We start from the raw sequence: 20,482 nt of genomic DNA, 5'->3' as shown, positions 1-20,482 counted from the left end.
CACTAAGGACGGCAGCAGATGAATGCCGATACGGTTCAGGGCACCACTATGTCCTCATTGGACGGCGCACGGCTGAACGCCTTCCACGTCAAGCTCGCGGCCTTCTCCTCCGGCGGGCCGTTCCTCGACGGGTACATCCTCAGCATCATCGGCATCGCACTGGTGCAGATCGAGCCGAAGTGGGGCATGAGCACCCTCTGGTCCGGCCTCATCGGCGCGTCGGCGCTGGTCGGCGTCTTCCTCGGCGGCGCCGTGTTCGGGGCGGTGACCGACCGGATCGGCCGCAAGCTGATGTACACCATCGACCTGATCGCGATCATCGTCTGCTCGGTGCTGCAGTTCTTCGTCACCAACGAGGTCGAGCTGTTCGTGCTGCGGCTGATCATCGGCGTCGCGGTCGGCGCCGACTACCCGATCGCCACCGCGCTGGTCGCCGAGTTCGCGCCGAAGTCCTGGCGGGCCAGGCTGGTCGGCGGGCTCAACGCGATGTGGTTCGTCGGTGCCACGGTCGCCGCCTTCGTCGGGTACGCGCTGCTGCAGGTGGACGACGGGTGGAAGTGGATGCTGCTGTCCTCGGCGGTGCCCGCCGTGCTGATCGTGATCGCCCGCGCCAGCATCCCCGAATCACCGCGCTGGCTGATGAGCAAGGGACGCCGCGAAGAGGCGCTCGCCATCCTGAAGTCCACCATCGGCGAGGACGCGACCTTGGACGACCTGCCGGAGGAGGAGAAGACGGGCACGATTTCCGCGGTGCTCCGCGGGGGTTATCTCCGGCGGGTCGTGTTCATCTCGGCGTTCTGGACCGCGACCGTGGTCACCCTGTTCGCCATCTATTCCTTCGGCCCGCAGATCCTCGCCCTGTTTTCACTGGACAAGGGGGACCAGGCCAATCTCGGCTACGGCCTGATCAACGTGTTCTTCCTCGTCGGCAACATCGTCGCGCTGCTGCTCGTCGACCGGATGGGGCGGCGGCCGATCCTGATCGGCGGCTTCCTGTTCTCGGCGCTCGGTTTGCTCTACCTCGCGCTGAAACCGGATTCGGCGCTCTGGATGATCGCGCTCGCCTTCGCCGTGTACGCCGTCTTCAACGGCGGACCGTCCATTCTGGAATGGATCTACCCGAACGAGCTGTTCCCGACCGAGATCAGGGCGACCGCGGTCGGGCTGTGCACCGGGATCAGCCGCATCGGCGCCGCGATCGGGACCTTCGCGACCCCCTGGGCGCTGACCACGCTCGGCCTGTCCGCCACCATGTACATCGCGGCCGGGATCGCGCTCGCCGGTGCCGTGGTCAGCCTGTTCATGGCACCGGAGACGAAGGGCAAGTCCCTGCACGAAGCCGCCTCGCTGGGACACTGACCTGGCCGCGGATCGTCGGGAGTTCCGCGCTCCCCGAAGGGGGCTTTCGGGGGCCTGGACGCCCCCGAAAGCCCCCTTCGGGGCATGAGCATGCCGTGCTCCCGGGCGTCAGCTTCCCGTGACGGCCGTGGTGAGTAGCTGCGGCGAGCGGCGGATCTGGTCCTCGGTGTAGCGCTCGGCCACCCACTGCTTGCGCGCGAACAGCCGTGTCTGGTCGTTGTGGTGCGGCGAGGTGGGATCGGTGGACTGCGAATACGTGAGCAGGGTCGCCGTCCGCGGGCCGGCCGCGGTCAGCTCGGTCGCCAGCACGAAGCTCGACCCGAAGGTCACCGGCGAGTAGCGGCCGTTCTCGCCGAGGGGTTCCGCGCGGCCGACGACGTTGTAGCACCCTTCCGCGCCGGTGCAGCCCGGAACCGGCACCGCGGGGCCGCCGACCGTGGTTTGCTGCGCGGCGGAAAGCGGGGCGTCGAGCGGTACGCCGAGGCCGGTCATCCGCTGTACCGCCGCGGCGAGTGCCTGGCGCACGACCGTGCTGCCCTGGTTCAGTGTGTTCGGCGTGGTCGCCGGGTGCCGCGCGTCGAACGGCACGGTCCACAGGTCGGCCGCCCGGCTCGCGCCGGTCCAGAACTCCCGCCACAGCACGGCACCACGGCTGTCCGGATCACCGCGCAGGTCCCAGCCGGCGAGCACGGTGCAGGCCTCGCGGACGTCCACCGCCTTGCCGTCGGCGGTGGTGAGCCGCGGGTTCGCCCGGCACAGCGCCACCACCGCGTCCCGTGCCTGTTCGGCGCTGTAGTTCCGGTCGCCGTAGAAGAGCTGTTGCATGCTCGTCCGGTCGAACTTCGCCGGTCCGAGCCCGTCTGTCCCGGTCAGCCGGTCGGAGATCTGCTGCAGCCCGAGCCGCGTCCTCAGCGAACGCGGGGTGCCGGTGTCGCCGTAGATCCGCGGGTAGCGCAACGGCTGCGCGGGGTTCGTCAGCCAGTCGCTGTCATTGCTGTTGGTGGTGTAGTCGTCGCGGGTCAGCGCCGGTGCCGCGCGCGGGCCGAAGATCCCCGGTTCGATCGCGTCGGGGTCGGAGCCCCAGCCACAGCTGGACTTCGAGCCGTTGAGCACGACCTGGGCCGGGTACTGGGCCTTCCCCAGCGGCGAGTCGACGCACCGGGCGGCGAGTTCGTCGGTCACGTGCGGCACCACGGAAGCATCGGTCGTGTAGGAGACCCCGGTCGAATCGGCCGCGATCGTGTTCACGAACGGGATGCCCTGGTACCGGTCCTGCGCGGCGCGGAGCTGCGCCACGGTGTCCGCCTGGTTCATCGCGAGCCATTCGTTGAGCGAGCGCATGTTGTCCGCGTTGACGCCCTTGATCGCGAGCGCCATCTCGGAGGTCCAGTTCGACGCGAGAAGCGGGCCGTACCGCGACGAGTAGAGCGTGCGGGTCTCCGTGGCCCCGCCACCGACGGGGACGGTGATCTGCTTGCGCGTCATCGCTTCCGGCTTGCCGTCCACGAGGTAGGACGTCGGGTCACCGGGTTTGAGCGCCAGCTGGAACAGGGTGAACCGCTGCGCCGTGGAGACGGTGTGCGACCAGGCGAGGTGCTGCGTGTGCCCGATCTCGACGAGCGGGCTGCCGTACAGGCTCGCGCCGCTGACGTCCATTTTGCCCGGAATCGTGAGGTGCACGTGGTAGAACCGGTCCGCGCCGACCCAGGGGAAGTGCGGGTTGCCAAGAAGTACGCCGCCGCCGGATTTCGTGCCGGCGCGGCCGACGGCGATCGCGTTGCTGCCCGCCGGCGGGGGCGGCGGTGCGTCCAGTGCGGCGGCCCCGCCCGGCGCGGCGTTCGCGATCAACGGCTTCACCGCGTCCGTGCCGCCGAACTGGTTGATCCCGTACAGGAGCCGGTACAGGTCGAGTTCGGTGATCGGCCGCACCCACGGCTTCGCACGGCAGGCCGGATCGGTCAGGTGCGCCACGCCGGTGTCGCGCAGGAAGCGGTTCACCCCGGCGACGTAACCGCTGACCAGCTGCCTGGCCTCGTGCGTTGGCCCCAGCGGTGCGGGCTGCGCGACGAGCTGTTCGATCCGGCGGTCGTCCGCGGTCGCGCGGTAGTACACGTCGCTGTCGAGGTTCGAAACCGGTCGCGGGGCCAGCGCGTCCCCGGAATCGGCGGCCGGGCCGAAGACCGCCGATCGGCCGCCGGAAGCGGTGAGCACGTTGTTCTCCAGCGCGCACAGGTTGTCCTGTGCGAACGCGTGGCCGTAGCCGTAGCCGAGTCCGCCGAAATCGGCTGCGAGCACGTGGGGAATCCCGTACTCGGTCCGCCGCACGACCGCCGAGTACTGCCCGTTCTGCGTCGCTCCGGCAGCGGGTGGCGCGGTCACCAGCCCCGCCACCGCCAGCACAACCAATGCGAAACTGCGCATGTCCGTCCTTTCACTCCGTCCAGCGAAGCGTCTCGCCGGGCACGTCGGCCGGGGCGGTACCTCCGCCCACCCCTGAAGTCTGCTCCACGACCAGGGCAGCGGTGGCCGGATCCCCGCCGTGCCGGTGAAGAATGGTCTTCTCGGCACCGAAATCGTTTCGATCAGGCAAAGTACGACACCACCCCGAGCCTGGTCGTAGCACGCGGCGGGTGGATTGATCGGATGTCTTGCCGTCCTCGTCGCGGCCGGGCAGGCGCCGGGCCGCGCCCGTCGCGACCCCTGCCGTCGAATGCCTGTTTTGGACGTGCTGGGTCCGGGTACCGGGCGAATTGATTTCCTGTGGATGATGCGGCAAGCGTTCGTGACGATTCGGGTGAAGTCGCGGTGAGGCGTAGAGGCACGCGCATATAGATAGGTATCCGCACTTTTTACCCTGCATGACCGAGTGACCTCGAGGTGTAATTCTGAATGCATTCAAGGCAGGTCAGGCGCGTTCCGGTGCTAATGGGTTTCCGGTGATGTGATGCGGGACACCGCTCGAATTCGGCCCCTCATCCCAAAGTAGGGGTTCACCGCGGAAGGTCGTATGCCAACCTGTACCGGTTGTCCGTAACCGCACCAGAAAGGCAGTGATCGTGGCGCTGAACCACCGCGCCGGTCACGCAGAACGGACGTTCCTCGGTCACCCCAGGGGACTGTCCACACTGTTCATGACCGAGATGTGGGAACGCTTCTCCTACTACGGGATGAAGGCGATTCTCCTCTATTACATGTACTACGAGGCGGTAAACGGCGGCCTCGGCTTGGACAAGTCGCTGGCGAAGAGCCTGGTATCGGTTTACGGTGCGGCGCTGTACATGTCCGGTATCGCGGGTGGCTGGCTTTCGGACCGGCTGCTCGGCGCCCGCCGTTCGATCGCGGGCGGCGCGGTGCTCATCATGTTCGCCCACATCACCTTGGCGATGCCCGGTGGCGGTGCGACCGCGCTCTACCTTTCGATGATCCTTCTCGTGCTGGGCACGGGCATGTTGAAGCCGAACATCACGAAGGGCGTGGGTGATCTATACGAAAAGGGGGATACGCGGCGAGATGCCGGATTCACCCTGTTCGTCATGGGTGTGCAGATCGGCGCCTTCCTCGCCCCGATCATCGTCGGCAACGTCCTCGCCAGGCCCAGCCAGGACGACCCGACCGGTAACCACTTCCACCTCGGTTTCGGCGCCGCGGCGATCGGGATGGCACTTGGCCTCGCCCAGTACCTGCTGCGGGCGAAGAAGACGATGGGCGACGCGGGCACGCACATCCCGAACCCGATCGAACCGGAGAGCCGGGTGCGGGTCTTCGGCACCGCGCTGGGCGGGCTCGCGGTGCTGGCGCTGGTCGTCGTCGTGCTGGCGCTGACCGGGACGCTCAGCGCGGAAGGGGTCGTCAACGCGATCAGCATCGTGTCGCTCGTGCTGCCGCTGGTCTACTTCGCCGTGATGCTGAAGAGCAGCAAGGTCACCGCGCAGGAACGCGGGCAGGTCGTCGCCTACATCCCGCTGTTCCTCGCGATGGTCGTGTTCTGGTTCATCGAGGAGCAGCAGGCCGGGGTGATGGCGCAGTACGCCGACCAGCAGACCGCGCTGGACGCCTGGGGCTTCCACATCGACCCGACGCTCGTGCAGACGGTGAACCCGGTGATGATGCTGGTGTTCTCCCCGGTGGTGGCGGTGCTGTGGACGAAGCTGCGCCGCCAGCCGAGCACGCCGCAGAAGTTCTCCGTCGGGCTGGTCCTCACCGGGCTCGGGTTCGCGATCCTGTTCCTGCCGTGGCTCCTCCACGGTGCCGACGCCAAGATCGATCCGATCTGGCCGCTGCTGAGCCTCGCCACGATCGCGGTCGGCGAACTGTTCGTCAACCCGGTCAGCCTCTCGGCGACGACGCAGCTCGCGCCCGCCGCGTTCGCGGCGCAGGTCGTCGGATTGAACTACGCCGCCAACGCCGCGGGCCAGGGGCTCATCGCGCAGGCGTCGAAGGGGTACGACGCGGCCAGCTCGGGACCGTACTTCGGGATCTTCGGCGTGATCGCGATGCTCGTCGGCGTCGGGCTGTGGTTCTACGCGCCGGTCATCCAGCGCCGGATGGCCGGGAAGAGCTGATTCCGCCGCGCCAGGCCCGGAACTCTCCTGGTTCCGGGCCTGGCGTTCGTTCGCTTGGAGTAGCCGCCTTCCCCCGGGCGTGGCTGGTCGGACAGGTTTCCGACAGAAGACCGGACAAATCGGGGTCATCTCGGCGCATCGCTCGCAAACTGATGCCGGTAGTGGGTGTTTTTCCGGCATTTGGAGGGTTCCGATGCGCCGAAGAATGACTCTGAGCTTGGGGAGCGCGGCCGTGCTCGCCGCGAGCTTGGCCGTGGCCGTGACCGCGGCTCCCGCCGTTGCCTCACCTGGCCTGCTCGCGGCGATGCAACGAGATTTCGGGCTCACCGCACAACAGGCCGAAACCCGCGTCGGCCAAGAACTCGCGGCATCCCGCCTGATGCCGGTCGCGCGGGAAGCGGCGGGCGCGGCGTTCGGCGGGGCGTGGTTCGATCCCGCACTGGGCAAGCTGGTCGTCGGCGTGACCGACCTGGCCGCGGCGGCCCCGGTCCGCCAGACGGGCGCGGTGACCGTTCCCGCCGGGATCAGCGCAGCCGCGCTGGACGCGGCGAAGGCGGCGGTCGACGCCGCTGCGAAGGCGAAACCCGCACCGGCCGCGGTGAGCGGCTGGCGGACGGACCCGCGCAGCGGCAGCCTCGTCGTCACGCTCCAGCCGGGAGCGCACGGCGACGACGTCGACGCCTTTCTCGATACCGCAAGGCGTGCGGGCCCGGTGACACTGGCCGAGGCGCCTCGCCCGCGCACGGTTTCGGCCGGCACGGTCGGCGGGGATCCCTACTACATCAACGGAAACACGCGCTGCTCCATCGGGTTCTCGGTGCAGGGCGGCTTCGTCAGCGCCGGGCACTGCGGGGGCGCGGGCAGCTCCGTCGTCGGCTGGGACGGCTCGGCGATGGGCCACTTCGCCGGATCTTCCTTCCCCGGCAACGACTATTCGTTCATCCGCATCGAGAACGGCTGGTGGACGGCGCCGGTGGTGCTCGGCTGGGGCACGGTCAGCGACGCGCTCGTCCGCGGTTCGTGGGTCGCGCCGGCGGGCACCTCGGTGTGCCGATCCGGCTCCACCACGCACTGGCACTGCGGAACGGTGCTGGGGCTGAACGAAACCATCAACTACGAGCAGGGCGCGGTGTACGAGGCGACCCGCACGAACGTGTGCGCGGAACCCGGTGACTCCGGTGGCTCCTTCATCACCGGCGACCAGGCGCAGGGAGTCACCTCGGGTGGCTGGGGCAACTGCGGCTCCGGCGGTGAAACCTGGTTCCAGCCGGTCAACGAGATCCTCGGGGTCTACGGGGTGTCGCTCGTGACCGCATGAGGCCTGGCGCGGACCCCGGACCGGCGATCCGCTCCGGGGTTCCCGCCGGGCCGGGAAAACCAGTGCTTGGTGAGCTCCTCCGCGACGTCCACGGCGATCTCGATGGCGCGCGTCGCGAGCGGGGAGTGCGTGCGCCCTGCTTGCCACAAAAGGAAAATCTCGCGTGGTGGCAGTGCGGGGCGCAGTTCGTGGAGGCGGAGTGCGTCATCGGTGACGCCGTGGAGCGCGAGCCGGGGCAGTACCGCCGACCCCAGCCCGGCCCGCACCATCGACAGCACGGCTTCGTTGCCCACCGTGCGGAACACGATCCGCGGCCGGACCCCGGCGTCGGCGAACGCCTGCTCCACCCGGACCTGATCGCAGATCCGCGGGTGCGCCACCATGGGCGCGCCGTCGAGCAGGTCCAGCCGCACCGGGCCGTCCGGGAAGGCGTCGCGTCCGGACACCAGCAGGTAGGGATCGTCGATCAGCTTGTGGTGCGCCACGTCGTCGTCGCCGGGGCCGTCGAAGAACATCAGGTCGAGATCGCGCACCTGCGGCTGGTCGGTCTCTTCCTCGAACAGCCTGATGTCGCAGCCGGGGTGCTCGTCCCGAAGCTGCCGCACGACCCGCGGCAGGATCACGTTGGACACGCTCTGGAAGGTGCCGATGTCGACCCGCCCGTCACCTGCCTTGAACCGTTCGACGGCCGCCGCTGCCGCCTCCGCCTTCGCCAGCAACTGACGCCCGTGCGCCAGCACCACCGCGCCGAGCGGGGTGATCCGCACCGGCTTCGGCCCGCCCGGCCGATCGAAGACCGCGCCGCCGACCGCTCTCTCCAGCGCCGCGATCTGCTGGCTCACGGTCGACTGGGTGTACCCGAGCCGGGCCGCGGCGCGGCCGAACGACCCCTCGTCGGCGACGGCGGCCATGGCGGTGAGATGCCGTAGTTCCAGGTCTGCCACCACGTCAGCGTACATCGTCATCCACGATCGACTTGAGCACAATTTATCGCTTTTCGCGATTTCACTGCGGTTCTAGCGTTGTTGCCATGACCAACAACCTGAGCAACGGCGAGCGACTCTCGCGGATCAACGGCGTCGAACTCGGTGTGGAAACCTTCGGAAACCCCGCCCACCCGGCGATCCTGCTCATCGACGGCGCGGCCGCTTCGATGCTGTGGTGGGAAGCCGGGCTGTGCGCGCGGATCGCGGCCGCGGGCCGGTTCGTGATCCGGTACGACAACCGGGACACCGGCCGGTCCACCAGCTACCCGCCGGGGCACCCCGGCTACTCGATGACCGATCTCGCCGAGGACGCGGTCGGCGTCCTGGACGCCTTGGGCATCGAGCGGGCCCATGTCGTCGGCCGGTCGATGGGCGGTGGGATGGCGGTCATCGTCGGCGTCGATCATCCGGACCGGGTCGCGTCTCTGACGTTCGTCAGCGCCTCCGCCGGGATCGGTGCTCTCCCGCCGTCGGAGGAACCGGTCGGGGAGACGCCCGCCGGACCCGATCTCACCGAGCTGGCCGCGCTCGTGGACTACAGCGTCGCGGCGGCGAAGGCCGAATCGGGCGGCTCGCCCCATTTCGACGAAGCCGCCATCCGCGCGCTGATCAAGCAGGACGTGGAGCGGGCGAGGAACTTCGCGTCGACGCTCGTCAACCACTTCGCCATGGAATTCACCAGCCCGGTCCGCGGCGGCTACCGCGACATCGGCGTGCCCACCCTGGTGGTGCACGGCGATCGCGACCCGCTCGTCCCGCTCTCCCACGGCGAGGCTCTCAGCGCCGAGATCCCCGGTGCCGAGCTGCTGGTCCTGCCCGGGGTCGGGCACGCCGTGCTGCCGGAACCGGTGTGGGACGTGTTCGTGCCGGCGCTGGCCGGGCACACCGCGGGCGACCGGCGATGACCGGACCGCGTTCAGCGCTCTGGCTGCCGCCCTTCGACCACCTCGCCGATCCCGCGGTGGTCGCGCGGCTGGCCGCCGAGGCGGAGGAGGCCGGCTGGGACGGGGTGTTCGTCTGGGACCACGTGTGCTGGCGGGCACCGGTGCGGCAGGTGGCCGACCCGTGGATCACCCTGGCCGCGATGGCCACCGCGACCGAACGGCTGCGGCTCGGCCCGATGGTCACCCCGCTCGCCCGGCGCCGTCCGGTCAAGGTCGCCAGGGAAACCGCCACCCTCGACCGGCTCAGCGGCGGCAGGCTCACCCTCGGCGCCGGTCTCGGCAGCGACCGGTTCGGCCACGAGCTGTCCAGGACCGGCGAGCAGCTCGACGACCGGCTGCGCGGCCGGATGCTCGACGAGTCGCTGGAGATCCTCACCGCCGCCTGGTCCGGCGAGCCCGTGCACCACCGGGGCGAGCACTACAGCGTCGACGGCGTCCAGTTCCTTCCCCGGCCGGTTCAGCGGCCAGGCGTCCCGGTGTGGGCCGCGGGATTCCCCGGCAAGCTCGAACCGCTGCGCCGGGCCGCCCGGTACGACGGTTTCTTCCCCGTCAACCTCGGACACCCGGACCAGCTCGCCGAAATCGTCGCCACCGTCACCGAACTCCGCCGGGATGCCACGGCGCCGTACGACATCGCCGTCGCACTCCCGCCCGGCACCGACCTGGCGCCCTATGCCGAGGCAGGCGCCACCTGGTGGCTGGCGGAACTCCCGCCGGAATCCACTGTGGACGAAGTGCGCGGCGTGCTCCGCGACGGCCCGGTTTCCTGAGCCACCGCACTAGAACCGGCGTTTGGCCTCGGTGGCGGCCGGGCTGGTGGTGAGCTTCTCCAGCAGTCCGATGAGGACGGTCTGCTCGCGCTCGGTCAACGCACTGGTCCACGCCCGTTCGCGCGCGTTGTGCGCGGCGTAAGCGTCGGCGATCGCCCGGTGGCCCGCTTCGGTGAGGTCGAGAACCACCGCCCTGCCGTCGTGCTCTGCCTGCTGCCGCGAGGTCAGGCCGTCCCGTTCGAGCGTGCGGACCAGGGCCGACACGGCCGCCCTGCTCATCCCGGAAAGCTGGGCGACCCGCTTGGCTTCCAGCGGCCCGGCGAGCCACAGCACGAACAGCACGCGGAAACCGCCCCAGCTCCAGCCGCGCGGCCGGTGCACGGTGGACTCCCAGTCGTAGACCAGTGCGCTCGACAGCCGGTGCAGGGTCAGGCCGAGCCGCATCGAGACCGGGTCGACCTCCGGCAACTCCGCCGTCGTCTTGGCGACCGCGTAGTCCACGAAGGTCAGGTACTCGAGGTCCCTCGACTCGGCAGGCTCGGCGCTCATGGCCGAAAGACTAGCTTCCGTTCCGGCGGGGAGCCGGGTTACGCTCAGCGGTGCCCGGATAATCAAAGCTTTGATCAAAAGGGGTGTGCATCGTGGCACAGAAGGCCTTCGCGTCCTCCGCCGATCTCGGTCAGAAGGAACAGACCCTCGAAGTGCTCGCGGACGGGGTGTACGCGCTCACCGCGGAAGGCGATCCGAACGTCGGGGCCATCGAGGGCGAGGACTTCCTGGTCTGCTTCGAGGCGCTGGCCACCCCGGTGGCCGCGCGGGAGTGGCTGGCGAGGCTGCGGGAGCACACCGACAAGCCGGTGCGGTACCTGGTGCTGTCCCACTACCACGCGGTGCGCGTGCTGGGAGCCTCCGCGTTCGACGCCGAGGTGATCGTGGCCCACGAGAACACGCGCGCACTCGTCGCCGAGCGCGGCAAGGAGGACTGGGAGAGCGAGTTCGGCCGGATGCCGCGGCTGGCCAAGAACGCGGCCTCGGTACCGGGGCTGACCTGGCCGACGCTCACCTTCTCCGACCGGCTCACCATCGACCTCGGTGGCGACCGCGGCGACCTCGTGCTCCGGTACTGCGGCCGGGGGCACACCGAAGGCGACATCGTGGCCTGGCTGCCCCGCCAGAAGGTCCTCTTCGCGGGCGACCTGGTGGAAGCCGAGGCGGCGCTCTACACCGGGGACGCGTTCCACCGCGACTGGTCTTCGTCCACTTTGGACCGCGTGCGGGAGTTCGGCGCGGAGGCGCTGATCGGTGGCCGCGGCGCGGTGAGCAAGGGCCGTGACGCCGTGGACGCGGCGATCGCGCAGACCCGCCACTTCCTCGAGGTGATGATCCGCGAGGTGGGTGCCGCGCGGCAGGCCGGTGGCACGCTCAAGGACGCGTTCGAGCGCACCCGTGCCGCGCTGGTCGGCCAGTACGGCTCCTGGCCGATCTTCGAGCACTGCCTGCCCTTCGACGTTTCCCGGCTGTGGGACGAGCTGTCCGGGATCGAGCGGCCGGTGATCTGGACGGCCGAGCGGGACCGGGAGGTCTGGAACCAGCTGCAGGACTGACGATGTCCGCGACCGCATCCGGCCACGGGGTGGCCGTGCTGGGCAACGGGCCGGTCGGCCAGACCACCGCGCTGCTGCTGGCGAAGCGGGGCGTCCCGGTGGTGCTGGTGGACGAGCGCGCCGGACGCGATCTCGTCGGGTCGAAGGCGATCTGCCAGCAGCGCGACGTCCTCGACGTGTGGGAGGCCGTCGGCGCGGGCAGGCGCATCGCGGAGGAAGGGGTCACCTGGACCACCTCCCGCACGTTCCACCGCGCCGAGGAGCTGTTCGCCCAGCGCATCGCCGATCCGGGGCGCTCGGCGTTCCCGCCGTTCGTCAACCTTTCCCAGGCGAGGACGGAGGAGATCCTCGACGAGCGGATCGCCGCCGAACCGCTGATCGACGTGCGGTGGGGCCACCGCGTCACCGGGATCGAGCAGGACGCCGGTGGTGTCGCGGTGCGGTTCGACGGCAGGCCAGAGGTGCGCGCGGGCTACGCCGTCGCGTGCACCGGCGCCCGCGGCGGCGACGTGCGCCGGATGCTCGGGGTGGATTTCGGCGGGCACTCGTTCGACGACCGGTTCCTGATCTGCGACATCCGTGCCGATCTGGCGGGCTGGGCGAACGAGCGGCGGTTCTACTTCGACCCGCCGTGGAACCCCGGCCGCCAGGTGCTCATCCACCCGTGCCCCGGTTCGACCTTCCGCATCGACTGGCAGGTCCCCGGTGACTACGACCTCGCCGCCGAGGAGTCGGGTGGGGCGCTCGACGCCCGTGTCCGCGCGATCATCGGCGACCGGCCGTACGAGATCGTGTGGAAATCGGTGTACCGGTTCCAGGCTCGGATCGCGGACCGGATGCGGGTCGGCCGCGTGCTGCTCGCCGGGGACTGCGCGCACCTGGTGGCGCCGTTCGGCGCGCGGGGGTTGAACTCCGGGGTCGGCGACGCGGAGAACGCGGCGTGGAAGCTCGCCTTCGTCATGGCAGGCTGGGCGGGGGAGAACCTGCTGGAGAGCTACCACGAAGAGCGGCACGCGGCCGCCGTGGAAAACCTGGACGTCACCACCGAGACGATGAACTTCCTGGTGCCCCAACGGGAGGAGCACCGGCTCCGGCGCCTTTCGGTGCTGTCCGCCGCGGCGGCCGATCCCGCGGCGCGGGCGCGGGTGGACTCGGGACGGCTCGCGGAGCCGTTCTGGTACGACGGCTCGTCGCTGACCACCCCCGACGCCGAGCGGCCGTTCGCCGGGCGCCCACCGCGCGGCGCGGTTCCCGTTGCCGGGCCCGGCATCCTGGTGCCCGACGCGCCGGTGTCGTGCGGCCGGTTCCGCGAGGTCGCCCGCGAGGGCCTGCTGGTGCTCGCCGCGCCCGGTGCGGACCTCGAGGTCGTCAGGTCGGCGGCGAAGGCTGTCGCGGCGCCGGTCCGGTCGCTCGAACTGTCCGAAGTGGACGATACAGGGGTGCTCGCGGAGGCACTGGGGGCGAAACCGGGGGAGCTGTGGGTGATCCGCCCCGACGCCTACGCCGCCGCCGTGCTGCGGGCGCCCTGCCACGCCGATCTGGCCGGCGCGCTGCGGCGGGCGCTCGGCGGGGCTTACGCCTCGGGAGCCTTGTCTTGATCGGCCTCCCAGTCCAGGAACGCGTCGACGGTGGCGGTGCGGTGCGAACGGGCGCGGTGCTCGATCCACTCCGCGCCGGCACCGGTCCGGATCAGGTCGAGGAGCTGGTCGTGTTCGGCGACCGAGGAGCTGGCGCGCCCCGGCACGAAGGAGAAGGTCGAGTCCCGGATCACCGCCAGCGAGGACCAGCCGCGCCGGACCACCTCGACCAGCCGCGGGTTCGGGCACCGGGCGTAGAGCACCTCGTGGAACTCGTGGTTGAGCAGGGTGAAGGCGGGTGGATCGAGCTTGTCGAGCGAAGCGCGCATCCGGTCGTTGAGCTTCGCCGCTGCCACCAGGTCGGCCTTGGTCAGGTACGGCGCCGCGAGCGCGGTGGCGGCGCCTTCGACGATCGCCAGCATCTGCATCGTCTGCTGGTACTCCACCGGGTCGATCGCCGCCACCGTGGCGCCGACGTTCCGCTGGAAGTGCACGTACCCTTCGGCCTGCAGCAGCCGGATGGCTTCGCGGACCGGTACCGGGCTGACCTTGAACTCCTTGGCGAGCGAGCCGAGCACCAGCCGGTGTCCCGCGGCGTAGGTGCCGTCGGCGATGCGCGACCGGATCGCCTCGTAGGTGCGCTGGACCTTGTTCTGGCCCTCGGCGCCCGCACCCTCCACAGTGGACATCGTCAGCCTCCGTTCGGATGGTTAACCATATACGATCAACGGTATCGTCGACTGGTTCCGTTCGCGGGTGGTGCAAAACGATCAAGAAATTCGCCGCCGCAAGGTATTTCCGCAAGATCATGAATGGCAGGGCCTTGCCGCGTGCACACTGATTATATACGATCCTCATTCGCTTGGCCGGATGGCACGACTTGGGAGTCGCGATGACGCGGTGGACCGGGAGCATCGACAGGGAGCATCGCCGGGTGGTGCTGGCCGCGATGGTCGGCACGACCATCGAGTGGTACGACTTCTTCATCTACGCGATCTGCGCCGGGCTGGTCTTCGCGACGCAGTTCTTCACCGCGCTGGGGAAGGACGCGTTGATCCTTTCGTTCGCGACGATCGGGATCAGCTTCTTCTTCCGCCCGATCGGCGCCATCGTCGCCGGGCACCTCGGCGACCGGCTCGGCAGGCGCGCGATGCTGATCCTCACCCTGCTGCTGATGGGGATCTCGACGGTGCTGATCGGCCTGGTGCCCACGACCGGCTCGATCGGTATCGCCGCGCCGATCATCCTGGTCGTGCTCCGCATCCTGCAAGGCCTTTCGGCAGGCGGGGAATGGGGTGGCGCGGCGCTGCTCGCCGTCGAGCACGCGCCGGCGGACCGTCGTGGTCTCTACGGCGCGTTCCCGCAGATCGGTGTCCCGATCGGACTGCTGCTGGCCAACGGCGTGCTGGCACTGGTGACCGCGCTGACCACCCCGGAGCAGTTCCTCGCCTGGGGGTGGCGCATCCCGTTCCTGCTCAGCGTCGTGCTGATCGTGGCGGGGTTCATGATCCGCACCAGGGTCGCGGAAAGCCCGGTGTTCGAGGAGGTCCGCCGTACCAGGGCGAGGTCGAGCATCCCGCTCGTCCCGCTGTTCCGGCACCACTGGCGGCTGGTCGTCGTCGGCGCGCTCGTGTTCGCGGCGAACAACGCCGTCGGGTACATGACCACCGGCGGCTACGTGCAGTCGTACGCGGTCAAGTCGTTGCACCTGGACCGTTCGACGGTGCTGATCGCGGTGATGGTCTCCGCGGTGGCGTGGCTGGTCAGCACCCTGGCGGGCGGCTGGCTCGCCGACCGGATCGGGCGCCTCCGCGTCTACCGGATCGGCTTCGTCGTCCAGCTCCTGTGGATGTTCCCCTTCTTCGCGCTCGTCGACACCGGGAACATCGCGCTGCTGCACCTCGCGCTGATCCTGTTCGCCGTCGGGCTCGGGTTCACCTACGGCCCGCAGGCGGCGCTCTACGCGGAGATGTACCCGACGAGCGTGCGCTACAGCGGCGCGGCGATCTCCTACGCGATCGGGGCGGTGCTCGGCGGCGCGTTCGCCCCGACCATCGCCGAAGCGCTGCAGACGAGCACCGGAACCGTCTACGCCGTCGGCGCCTACCTCGCGGTGGTCACCGTGATCGGCCTGGTCGCCAGCTACTTCGTCGAAGACCGTCCCGGCCAGCCGCTCAGCGCCACGAGCGACGTCCGCGCCGACGACGCACGCACGGTCTGAGCACGGCAACGGATCGGAGGTACCGCGATGACCACACCCGCCAGACGCCCCGGCGAGACCTGGCTGGAGGCGGCCGCCCGCGAAGCGCACGCCACGATCGGCAGGCTGCACGCCGAGGCCTACGCCGACCTGGTCAGAACCGCGGAGCGGTACGCGGGCGAGATGACGCGGCGGCAGGTTCCGCCGTCGCAGCCGCCCCGCACGGCAAGGAGACGGTGACGACGGCGCTACGGGTCGACGAGCGCCTGCGCGCGGGCGAGCACCTTCTTCGGCCAGCGGCCCTCGGCCGCGGACACCACCTCGCACAGCACCGTCGCGAGCTTCGGCCCGGTGTCCGTGCGCACCGTGCGCGGGCGGGTCCGGCTCCGGCCGGCCGACGGTGAGCCGGAGCGGCGCACGGCCAGCGGCCGGACGGCGGCGACGTCGGCGGGGAAGGCCTTGTCCGTGGCGCCCCCTGCCAGGTCGACGTCCCGCTGCAGGTCCTTGACGATCCGGACCAGGATGGCGAGCCGTTCCCCGCTGATGCGCTCCTCCAGCGCACCGGGCCGCGCCAGTACGAGGTGCACGTTGACCGCCGGCCCCTTGGCGACCACGGTTTCGAACAGCTCCCACGCCGTCACCCTGGCCGCCACGGCCGCGATCGATCGGATGTCGAGCACCGCGCACACCGGCCGGACGCCGTCGTGCGCGGTCTCCGGGGTGAGGGCTTCGCGCATCTTGACGGCCTGCGCCGCCTTGACGACGAGCGCTTCCGGGGTGAGGTAGTGCGCGGCCGCGCGAAGTTCGGGGAACTCGCCGCTGAGCCACACCAACGGGTCTTCGCCGACGTCACCGAGGAGTGCGTGGCCGAAGCCGTTTGTGCCGTGCATCGCGTTGTCCTTTCCCGGGCGCACCCGGTGGTGATCTTCGCCGGACGGGTGGGGGTACCCGCGTTCGTCGCGGACCTACCAGGCTATCGAGATACGTCGTGGCCGCGTCCGAGGTTGCCGCTCTTCGGCCTGAACTGCGAGACCTTCGACCCGTTCGGCCCTACCCGGCCCGGGGTCAAGATCAACCGTGACGGCGTTACCGACGGGTTCTAAGGTGGGCGCCATGGGTTGTGCCGATGGCGGTCAGGTGGCACGGCGGCGGGGCACCGTCGCCGGCAAGTGGGTCCTGATGGACGTCCGCCTGCAGGTGCTCTCGATCGGCGACCTGCTCTACACCGGCCAGTCGCCGAAGGGCCTGCTGACCTCGGTCGACCGGACGGTGCTGCTGCCGCAGATCATGACGGCCGCCCGGACCAGGGCCGGTCAGGAGCTGGTGACCGACCTCGGCAAGAACGGCCGCTTCGACGTCGAAGCGCTCCCGCTGCTCGATCCGGCCGACGGCACGGTGACCGCGGTCCACGCGTGCTACGTGCCATCGGGTGAGCCGATGCCGCCGCGCCCTGGTGTCGGCGCGTGGCAGTGGCGGGTCGATCTCACCGACCGCCGGTCGGTCACCGCGATCTGGTCGCCGGAGGTGTTCGACCTGTTCGGCCTCGACCGGCCGCCGGCGGCCGCCGCGGAGTACCCCGACGGCAACCGCCTGCCCGGTTCGTACTTCTTCCACGAACTCGTCGACGACGCGTGGTCGAGCACGGTGCACCAGGCGATCAGCGAAGGCGTCAGCGCGACCACCGACAAGCTGTTCTTCCGCGACTACCGGATCCGCGACCGCGCGAGCGGCGTGGACAAGAACATGCGGATGGTCGCCCGCCGCCTGCTCGCCGACCCCTACGCCGGTGCCACGGTCGCCGTCGCGCGCGGCTGCACCATGGAGGTCAACACCACCGAGCACGCCTACAACCAGCACGGCGCGGAACCGACCGCGGCGGCCCTGTTCTCGCTGAGCCGCGACGCGCTCGCCGTCGTGAACACCGACTTCTTCCATATCTGGCAAGCGAACCGCCAGCTCGACGGGCTCGGCATCCACATCCCGTCGGACCGGCGGCTGCAGGACATGTGCCACCCCGACGACCTCGCCGCACTCCTGCGGATGCTGACCCGCGCCGCGGGATGCCCCGGCGCCGTGGTGCCCCCGATCGAAGCGCGCTTCGTCGAAGACGGCACCGGATACCGGACGCTCGAAGTCACCGGCATCGGCATCCCCGGCGCGCAGGACGGGACGAAGGACGTCGCCTGCCGGTTCACCCCGGCCCGGTAATGATCAGGTCCCGGCCTGCGAGGTGACGACTTTCGACGAGTAGGGCGATGAGCCGTGGATTCACCAGGTACTCGCCGCTTGACCACTTGCGATGCACCGCCGTCATCCGTCACGCGTTCCAGCCGCTACACGGTCGTCCCGGTTGCGGTTTCGCGAGAGGTGATCCGGTTCGCGCGACCGACCGCGCGGCCCACCGCGTTGCGCACCACGAGGCCGGTTCGGGTGCTGGGCACCATGAGTCTGGAGAGCGGGCCGACGCGTCGCTGCCGCGGTCGCACTTCGCGGCGGAGCCGCGACTCGTAGGTGGCGAAGGCGCGGGCGTGATCACCGTGGTGGGAGGCGAGTTCTTCGGCGAGGGCATGCGCTCCCGCCATCGCCATGCTGGACCCGTCACCCAGCAGGGCTGTGGCCGCCGCCGCGTCCCCGAGCAGTACGACCCGTCCGCGGGACCACGAGGGCATCCGGACCGTCGTCAGCGGGTCGAAGAACGGGGCCGGGTGGTCGAGGTACGCCGCCACGAGTTCCGGCGCCCGCCACCGCACGCCGGCGTACGCGTCGGCCACGGTTTGCTTGTGGAGAGCGATGTTTCCGCGGTCGTGGAGCGCGGGCCGTGCGGCCCGGAAGGTGAAGATCGCGAGCGGCGTGGTACGCGAGGGGTGGACGACCAGCATCCGGTTCGGCACGGTCAGCATCGTCAGCTCGCTCGGGTCGCCGACGGCGTCGGGTTCCAGCGGGACGGTCGCGCCGTAGAGACCCAGGTCGCTCACGAACTGCCGCTCGGGCCCGAACACCAGACGCCGCAGGGTGGAGTGCATCCCATCGGTCCCGGCCACCAGGTCGAAACGCCGTGGCGCGGACCGTCGAAAGGTGACGTCGACCCCGCCTTCGTCCTGATCGAGTGCGGTGACCGTGTCGTCGAACACGAACTCGGCATCGTCCCGCGCCGACCGGTGGAGTACCTCGGACAGGTCGGCCCGGGTCACCTCGACCGTCGGCGCCCCTCCCGAGGAGGAGGGGAGCCGCAGGACTCGTTTGCCGGCCGGGTCGAGCAGGGTCAGCGATCGATTGCGAGTGGCGAGCTCGCGCAGCGGCGGAAGGATGCCCATCCGCTCGGCGACCGGTATCGCGGGCCCCTTCACGACGATCGCGCTGCCGCCGGAGCGTAGCTGCCGGGCATGCTCGACGACGGTCGGCCGGTATCCATTCCGGGCGAGCCAGTACGCGAGCGCGGGCCCGGCGATTCCGGCACCGACTATCAGCACCTCGGGCTTCTTCATGACCAGACCTTTCAAAACATCGACGGCCACGCCCCCGGCCGTCAAGGTACGACTGATTTCGTACCTGAGTACAACACGCCACTAAGGTACGATGCAAGACGTACCTGAAGGAGGTGCCCGTGGCCGGAACGAACCTGGTCGGTCCAGCGGTCGATGCGCTCGAACTGGGCGTGGTGCTTCGCGCTCTCGCTGACGAGCACCGTCGTTCGGTGATGACGGAGCTGGCCGCCGACCGCACCGACAGCGAGCGAGGCTGTAACTCGTTCGCTCTCCCGATCTCGAAGCAGACCCAGACCCACCACTTCCGGGTCCTGCGCGAAGCGGGCCTCATCGACGAGATCGACTACGGCAACCGCAAGGGCATCCGCCTACGACGCGCGGACGTCGAGAGCAGGTTTCCCGGACTGCTCGCACTCCTGGAAGCCGAACACCAGGACGGTACCGCTCCTCGCTGAACAGGGCTCCTCGTCTCGCGGCCGGTGCCGTCGGTGATGGCGGCGCGCGGAATGATGCGCCAGGTGGTTCGCGAGCTGCCGGGGCCGCCCCGGAGGCTTGGTCCCCGAAGGGCGCCTTCGGGGACAACGCCCAGTGATCCCAGAGCAAGCCAAGCCGAAGCACCCGGAAAGTCCGTTGTGGACAAAGGCCCGCGGGTGGCTGGCCCGATCGGCCACCCGCGGGCGGGGCTCAGGACCGGGCAAGCGCTTTCGCGGCTTCGTCGGCCATGGCCTCTTCCCCGGTGGCGTTGGGGTGGATCAGGCTGAGGCCGTTGGCGCCGAAGAGGGGCTCTACCCAGCGGGTGTCGCCCTTCTGGCACGCGTCGTGCCCGGTGGACACCTTGCTGACGTCGACGTAGAGCGCGCCGGTCTGCGAGGCCGCCTGTTGCACGCTGTCGTTGAGCAGCTGCTGGATGCCGTGCAGATAGGGCACGTCACCGGTGGCGATCGGGAGCAGGGGGAAGCATCCGCCCGTGGGCGGCAGGATTTGCAGGTACCCCGAAATCGCTACGCGGGCGTTGGGAGCCTTGGCTTTCACCGCCTTCAGCGCGCGTGTGATGTTCGGGTAGACCTTGGTCCTGATGGTGTTGGCGAAATTGTCGCCGAAGAGGGTCTTGCAGGGGCTGCCCTGGCCGAGGGTGGGGATCGCGGTCAGCGCGCAGGCCGCGGCGGCGCCGGCGAAGGTGTTTTCGTCGTTGCCGCCGATGGTCAGGGTGACCAGGTCCGTTTTCTCGGACAGCGCGTTCAGCTGCGGCGGGGTCCACGGGTACTGCGCGTTTTCGAAGTGGCTGGTGGTCGCGCCGCCGCAGGACACGTCGGTGAGGGTGTACCCCTCGCTCGCCGCCAGGTCGTGCCCCCAGTTCCTGCTGGACTGCGCGCACAGCGGGCTGATGCCGGGCGCCAGCGGCAGGATTCCGCTCCCCGCGCTGTAGCTGTCGCCCATGTTGACGTAGCTGAGCCCGGTGTCCGCGGTGGCCGGGGTCGCCGCGCAGGCAAGCGCGGCGACCCCGGCGATGCAGGCGAGGCGTGCTGATCGGTGCATGTGTCCTCCACGGCGCTGTGTTCGGCGATGCCCCATACCTACCGGTCGGTAGGGTGGTCACATCCTGTCGCACTGCGGACACGGACCGCTAGAGGAAAGCCGTACCGAAATCTCACCAAGGACGTTGTGACGAACTCCAAA

Annotated in this window: 18 protein-coding genes; 11 read left to right on the top strand and 7 right to left on the bottom strand. The window is 69.8% G+C overall.

Annotated features, from left to right (window positions below; translation table 11 throughout):
• Positions 1-18 precede the first annotated feature (18 nt).
• Positions 19-1,359 carry an MFS transporter gene (locus tag ABD256_RS08005; RefSeq protein WP_344415158.1) on the top strand — a complete coding sequence of 447 codons (1,341 nt, stop codon included), beginning with the start codon at positions 19-21 and terminating at the stop codon, positions 1,357-1,359.
• Between the two features lie 108 nt (positions 1,360-1,467).
• Here the strand turns inward: ABD256_RS08005 and ABD256_RS08000 are convergent, their stop codons facing one another.
• Entirely contained in the window at positions 1,468-3,780 is a 2,313-nt protein-coding gene (locus tag ABD256_RS08000) for a penicillin acylase family protein (RefSeq protein ID WP_344415156.1), read from the bottom strand.
• 629 nt (positions 3,781-4,409) lie between these two features.
• Here ABD256_RS08000 and ABD256_RS07995 point away from each other — a divergent pair.
• Entirely contained in the window at positions 4,410-5,921 is a 1,512-nt protein-coding gene (locus ABD256_RS07995; protein ID WP_344415154.1) for a peptide MFS transporter, read from the top strand.
• A 193-nt stretch (positions 5,922-6,114) separates the two neighbouring features.
• Positions 6,115-7,239: a S1 family peptidase gene (locus ABD256_RS07990; protein ID WP_344415152.1), complete on the top strand. Its 1,125-nt coding sequence runs from the start codon at positions 6,115-6,117 to the stop codon at positions 7,237-7,239.
• On the opposite strand, the gene ABD256_RS07985 is transcribed toward ABD256_RS07990, so the two are convergent.
• Positions 7,212-8,183, bottom strand: a complete 972-nt coding sequence (locus ABD256_RS07985) for a LysR family transcriptional regulator (RefSeq protein WP_344415150.1) — start codon at positions 8,181-8,183, stop codon at positions 7,212-7,214. The genes ABD256_RS07990 and ABD256_RS07985 overlap by 28 nt on opposite strands.
• Before the next feature lie 86 nt (positions 8,184-8,269).
• Here ABD256_RS07985 and ABD256_RS07980 point away from each other — a divergent pair, with 86 nt between their 5' ends.
• Together ABD256_RS07980 and ABD256_RS07975 are read left to right on the top strand one after the other, a co-directional pair.
• Positions 8,270-9,130: an alpha/beta fold hydrolase gene (locus ABD256_RS07980; protein ID WP_344415147.1), complete on the top strand. Its 861-nt coding sequence runs from the start codon at positions 8,270-8,272 to the stop codon at positions 9,128-9,130.
• The gene (locus tag ABD256_RS07975; protein ID WP_344415145.1) at positions 9,127-9,939 is read left to right on the top strand and encodes an LLM class flavin-dependent oxidoreductase; all 813 of its coding nucleotides are present in this window, start codon (positions 9,127-9,129) and stop codon (positions 9,937-9,939) included. Before ABD256_RS07980 ends, ABD256_RS07975 begins: the two co-directional genes overlap by 4 nt.
• 9 nt (positions 9,940-9,948) lie before the next feature.
• On the opposite strand, the gene ABD256_RS07970 is transcribed toward ABD256_RS07975, so the two are convergent.
• The gene (locus tag ABD256_RS07970; protein ID WP_344415143.1) at positions 9,949-10,488 is read right to left on the bottom strand and encodes a MarR family winged helix-turn-helix transcriptional regulator; all 540 of its coding nucleotides are present in this window, start codon (positions 10,486-10,488) and stop codon (positions 9,949-9,951) included.
• Between the two features lie 92 nt (positions 10,489-10,580).
• Here ABD256_RS07970 and ABD256_RS07965 point away from each other — a divergent pair, with 92 nt between their 5' ends.
• Together ABD256_RS07965 and ABD256_RS07960 are read left to right on the top strand one after the other, a co-directional pair.
• The gene (locus ABD256_RS07965; RefSeq protein WP_344415141.1) at positions 10,581-11,543 is read left to right on the top strand and encodes an MBL fold metallo-hydrolase; all 963 of its coding nucleotides are present in this window, start codon (positions 10,581-10,583) and stop codon (positions 11,541-11,543) included.
• A gap of 2 nt (positions 11,544-11,545) precedes the next feature.
• Positions 11,546-13,141 carry an FAD-dependent monooxygenase gene (locus ABD256_RS07960; protein ID WP_344415139.1) on the top strand — a complete coding sequence of 532 codons (1,596 nt, stop codon included), beginning with the start codon at positions 11,546-11,548 and terminating at the stop codon, positions 13,139-13,141.
• On the opposite strand, the gene ABD256_RS07955 is transcribed toward ABD256_RS07960, so the two are convergent.
• Positions 13,117-13,809 (bottom strand): GntR family transcriptional regulator, encoded by a 693-nt coding sequence (locus tag ABD256_RS07955; RefSeq protein ID WP_344415137.1) that lies wholly within the window; start codon positions 13,807-13,809, stop codon positions 13,117-13,119. The two genes, ABD256_RS07960 and ABD256_RS07955, sit on opposite strands and share 25 nt — an antisense overlap.
• A gap of 203 nt (positions 13,810-14,012) precedes the next feature.
• Here ABD256_RS07955 and ABD256_RS07950 point away from each other — a divergent pair, with 203 nt between their 5' ends.
• Positions 14,013-15,341: an MFS transporter gene (locus ABD256_RS07950; protein ID WP_344415135.1), complete on the top strand. Its 1,329-nt coding sequence runs from the start codon at positions 14,013-14,015 to the stop codon at positions 15,339-15,341.
• 27 nt (positions 15,342-15,368) lie between these two features.
• Positions 15,369-15,560 carry a hypothetical protein gene (locus ABD256_RS07945; RefSeq protein ID WP_344415133.1) on the top strand — a complete coding sequence of 64 codons (192 nt, stop codon included), beginning with the start codon at positions 15,369-15,371 and terminating at the stop codon, positions 15,558-15,560.
• An 8-nt stretch (positions 15,561-15,568) separates the two neighbouring features.
• Here ABD256_RS07945 and ABD256_RS07940 read toward each other — a convergent pair whose 3' ends face one another.
• Positions 15,569-16,210, bottom strand: a complete 642-nt coding sequence (locus ABD256_RS07940) for a hypothetical protein (RefSeq protein ID WP_344415131.1) — start codon at positions 16,208-16,210, stop codon at positions 15,569-15,571.
• Positions 16,211-16,433: 223 nt separating this feature from the next.
• On the opposite strand from ABD256_RS07940, the gene ABD256_RS07935 reads away from it, so the two are divergent.
• Entirely contained in the window at positions 16,434-17,528 is a 1,095-nt protein-coding gene (locus ABD256_RS07935; RefSeq protein ID WP_344415129.1) for a hypothetical protein, read from the top strand.
• A gap of 125 nt (positions 17,529-17,653) precedes the next feature.
• Here ABD256_RS07935 and ABD256_RS07930 read toward each other — a convergent pair whose 3' ends face one another.
• The gene (locus tag ABD256_RS07930; RefSeq protein ID WP_344415127.1) at positions 17,654-18,805 is read right to left on the bottom strand and encodes an FAD-dependent monooxygenase; all 1,152 of its coding nucleotides are present in this window, start codon (positions 18,803-18,805) and stop codon (positions 17,654-17,656) included.
• 119 nt (positions 18,806-18,924) lie between these two features.
• Here ABD256_RS07930 and ABD256_RS07925 point away from each other — a divergent pair, with 119 nt between their 5' ends.
• Complete coding sequence (locus ABD256_RS07925; RefSeq protein WP_344415125.1) at positions 18,925-19,260, top strand: ArsR/SmtB family transcription factor; 336 nt, start codon at positions 18,925-18,927, stop codon at positions 19,258-19,260.
• Between the two features lie 229 nt (positions 19,261-19,489).
• Here the strand turns inward: ABD256_RS07925 and ABD256_RS07920 are convergent, their stop codons facing one another.
• Entirely contained in the window at positions 19,490-20,341 is an 852-nt protein-coding gene (locus ABD256_RS07920; protein WP_344415123.1) for an SGNH/GDSL hydrolase family protein, read from the bottom strand.
• Positions 20,342-20,482: the final 141 nt, after the last annotated feature.

The organism is Amycolatopsis minnesotensis, from assembly GCF_039529815.1.
Lineage (GTDB): Bacteria > Actinomycetota > Actinomycetes > Mycobacteriales > Pseudonocardiaceae > Amycolatopsis > Amycolatopsis minnesotensis.
This window is presented reverse-complemented; position numbering and strand designations above follow the sequence as displayed.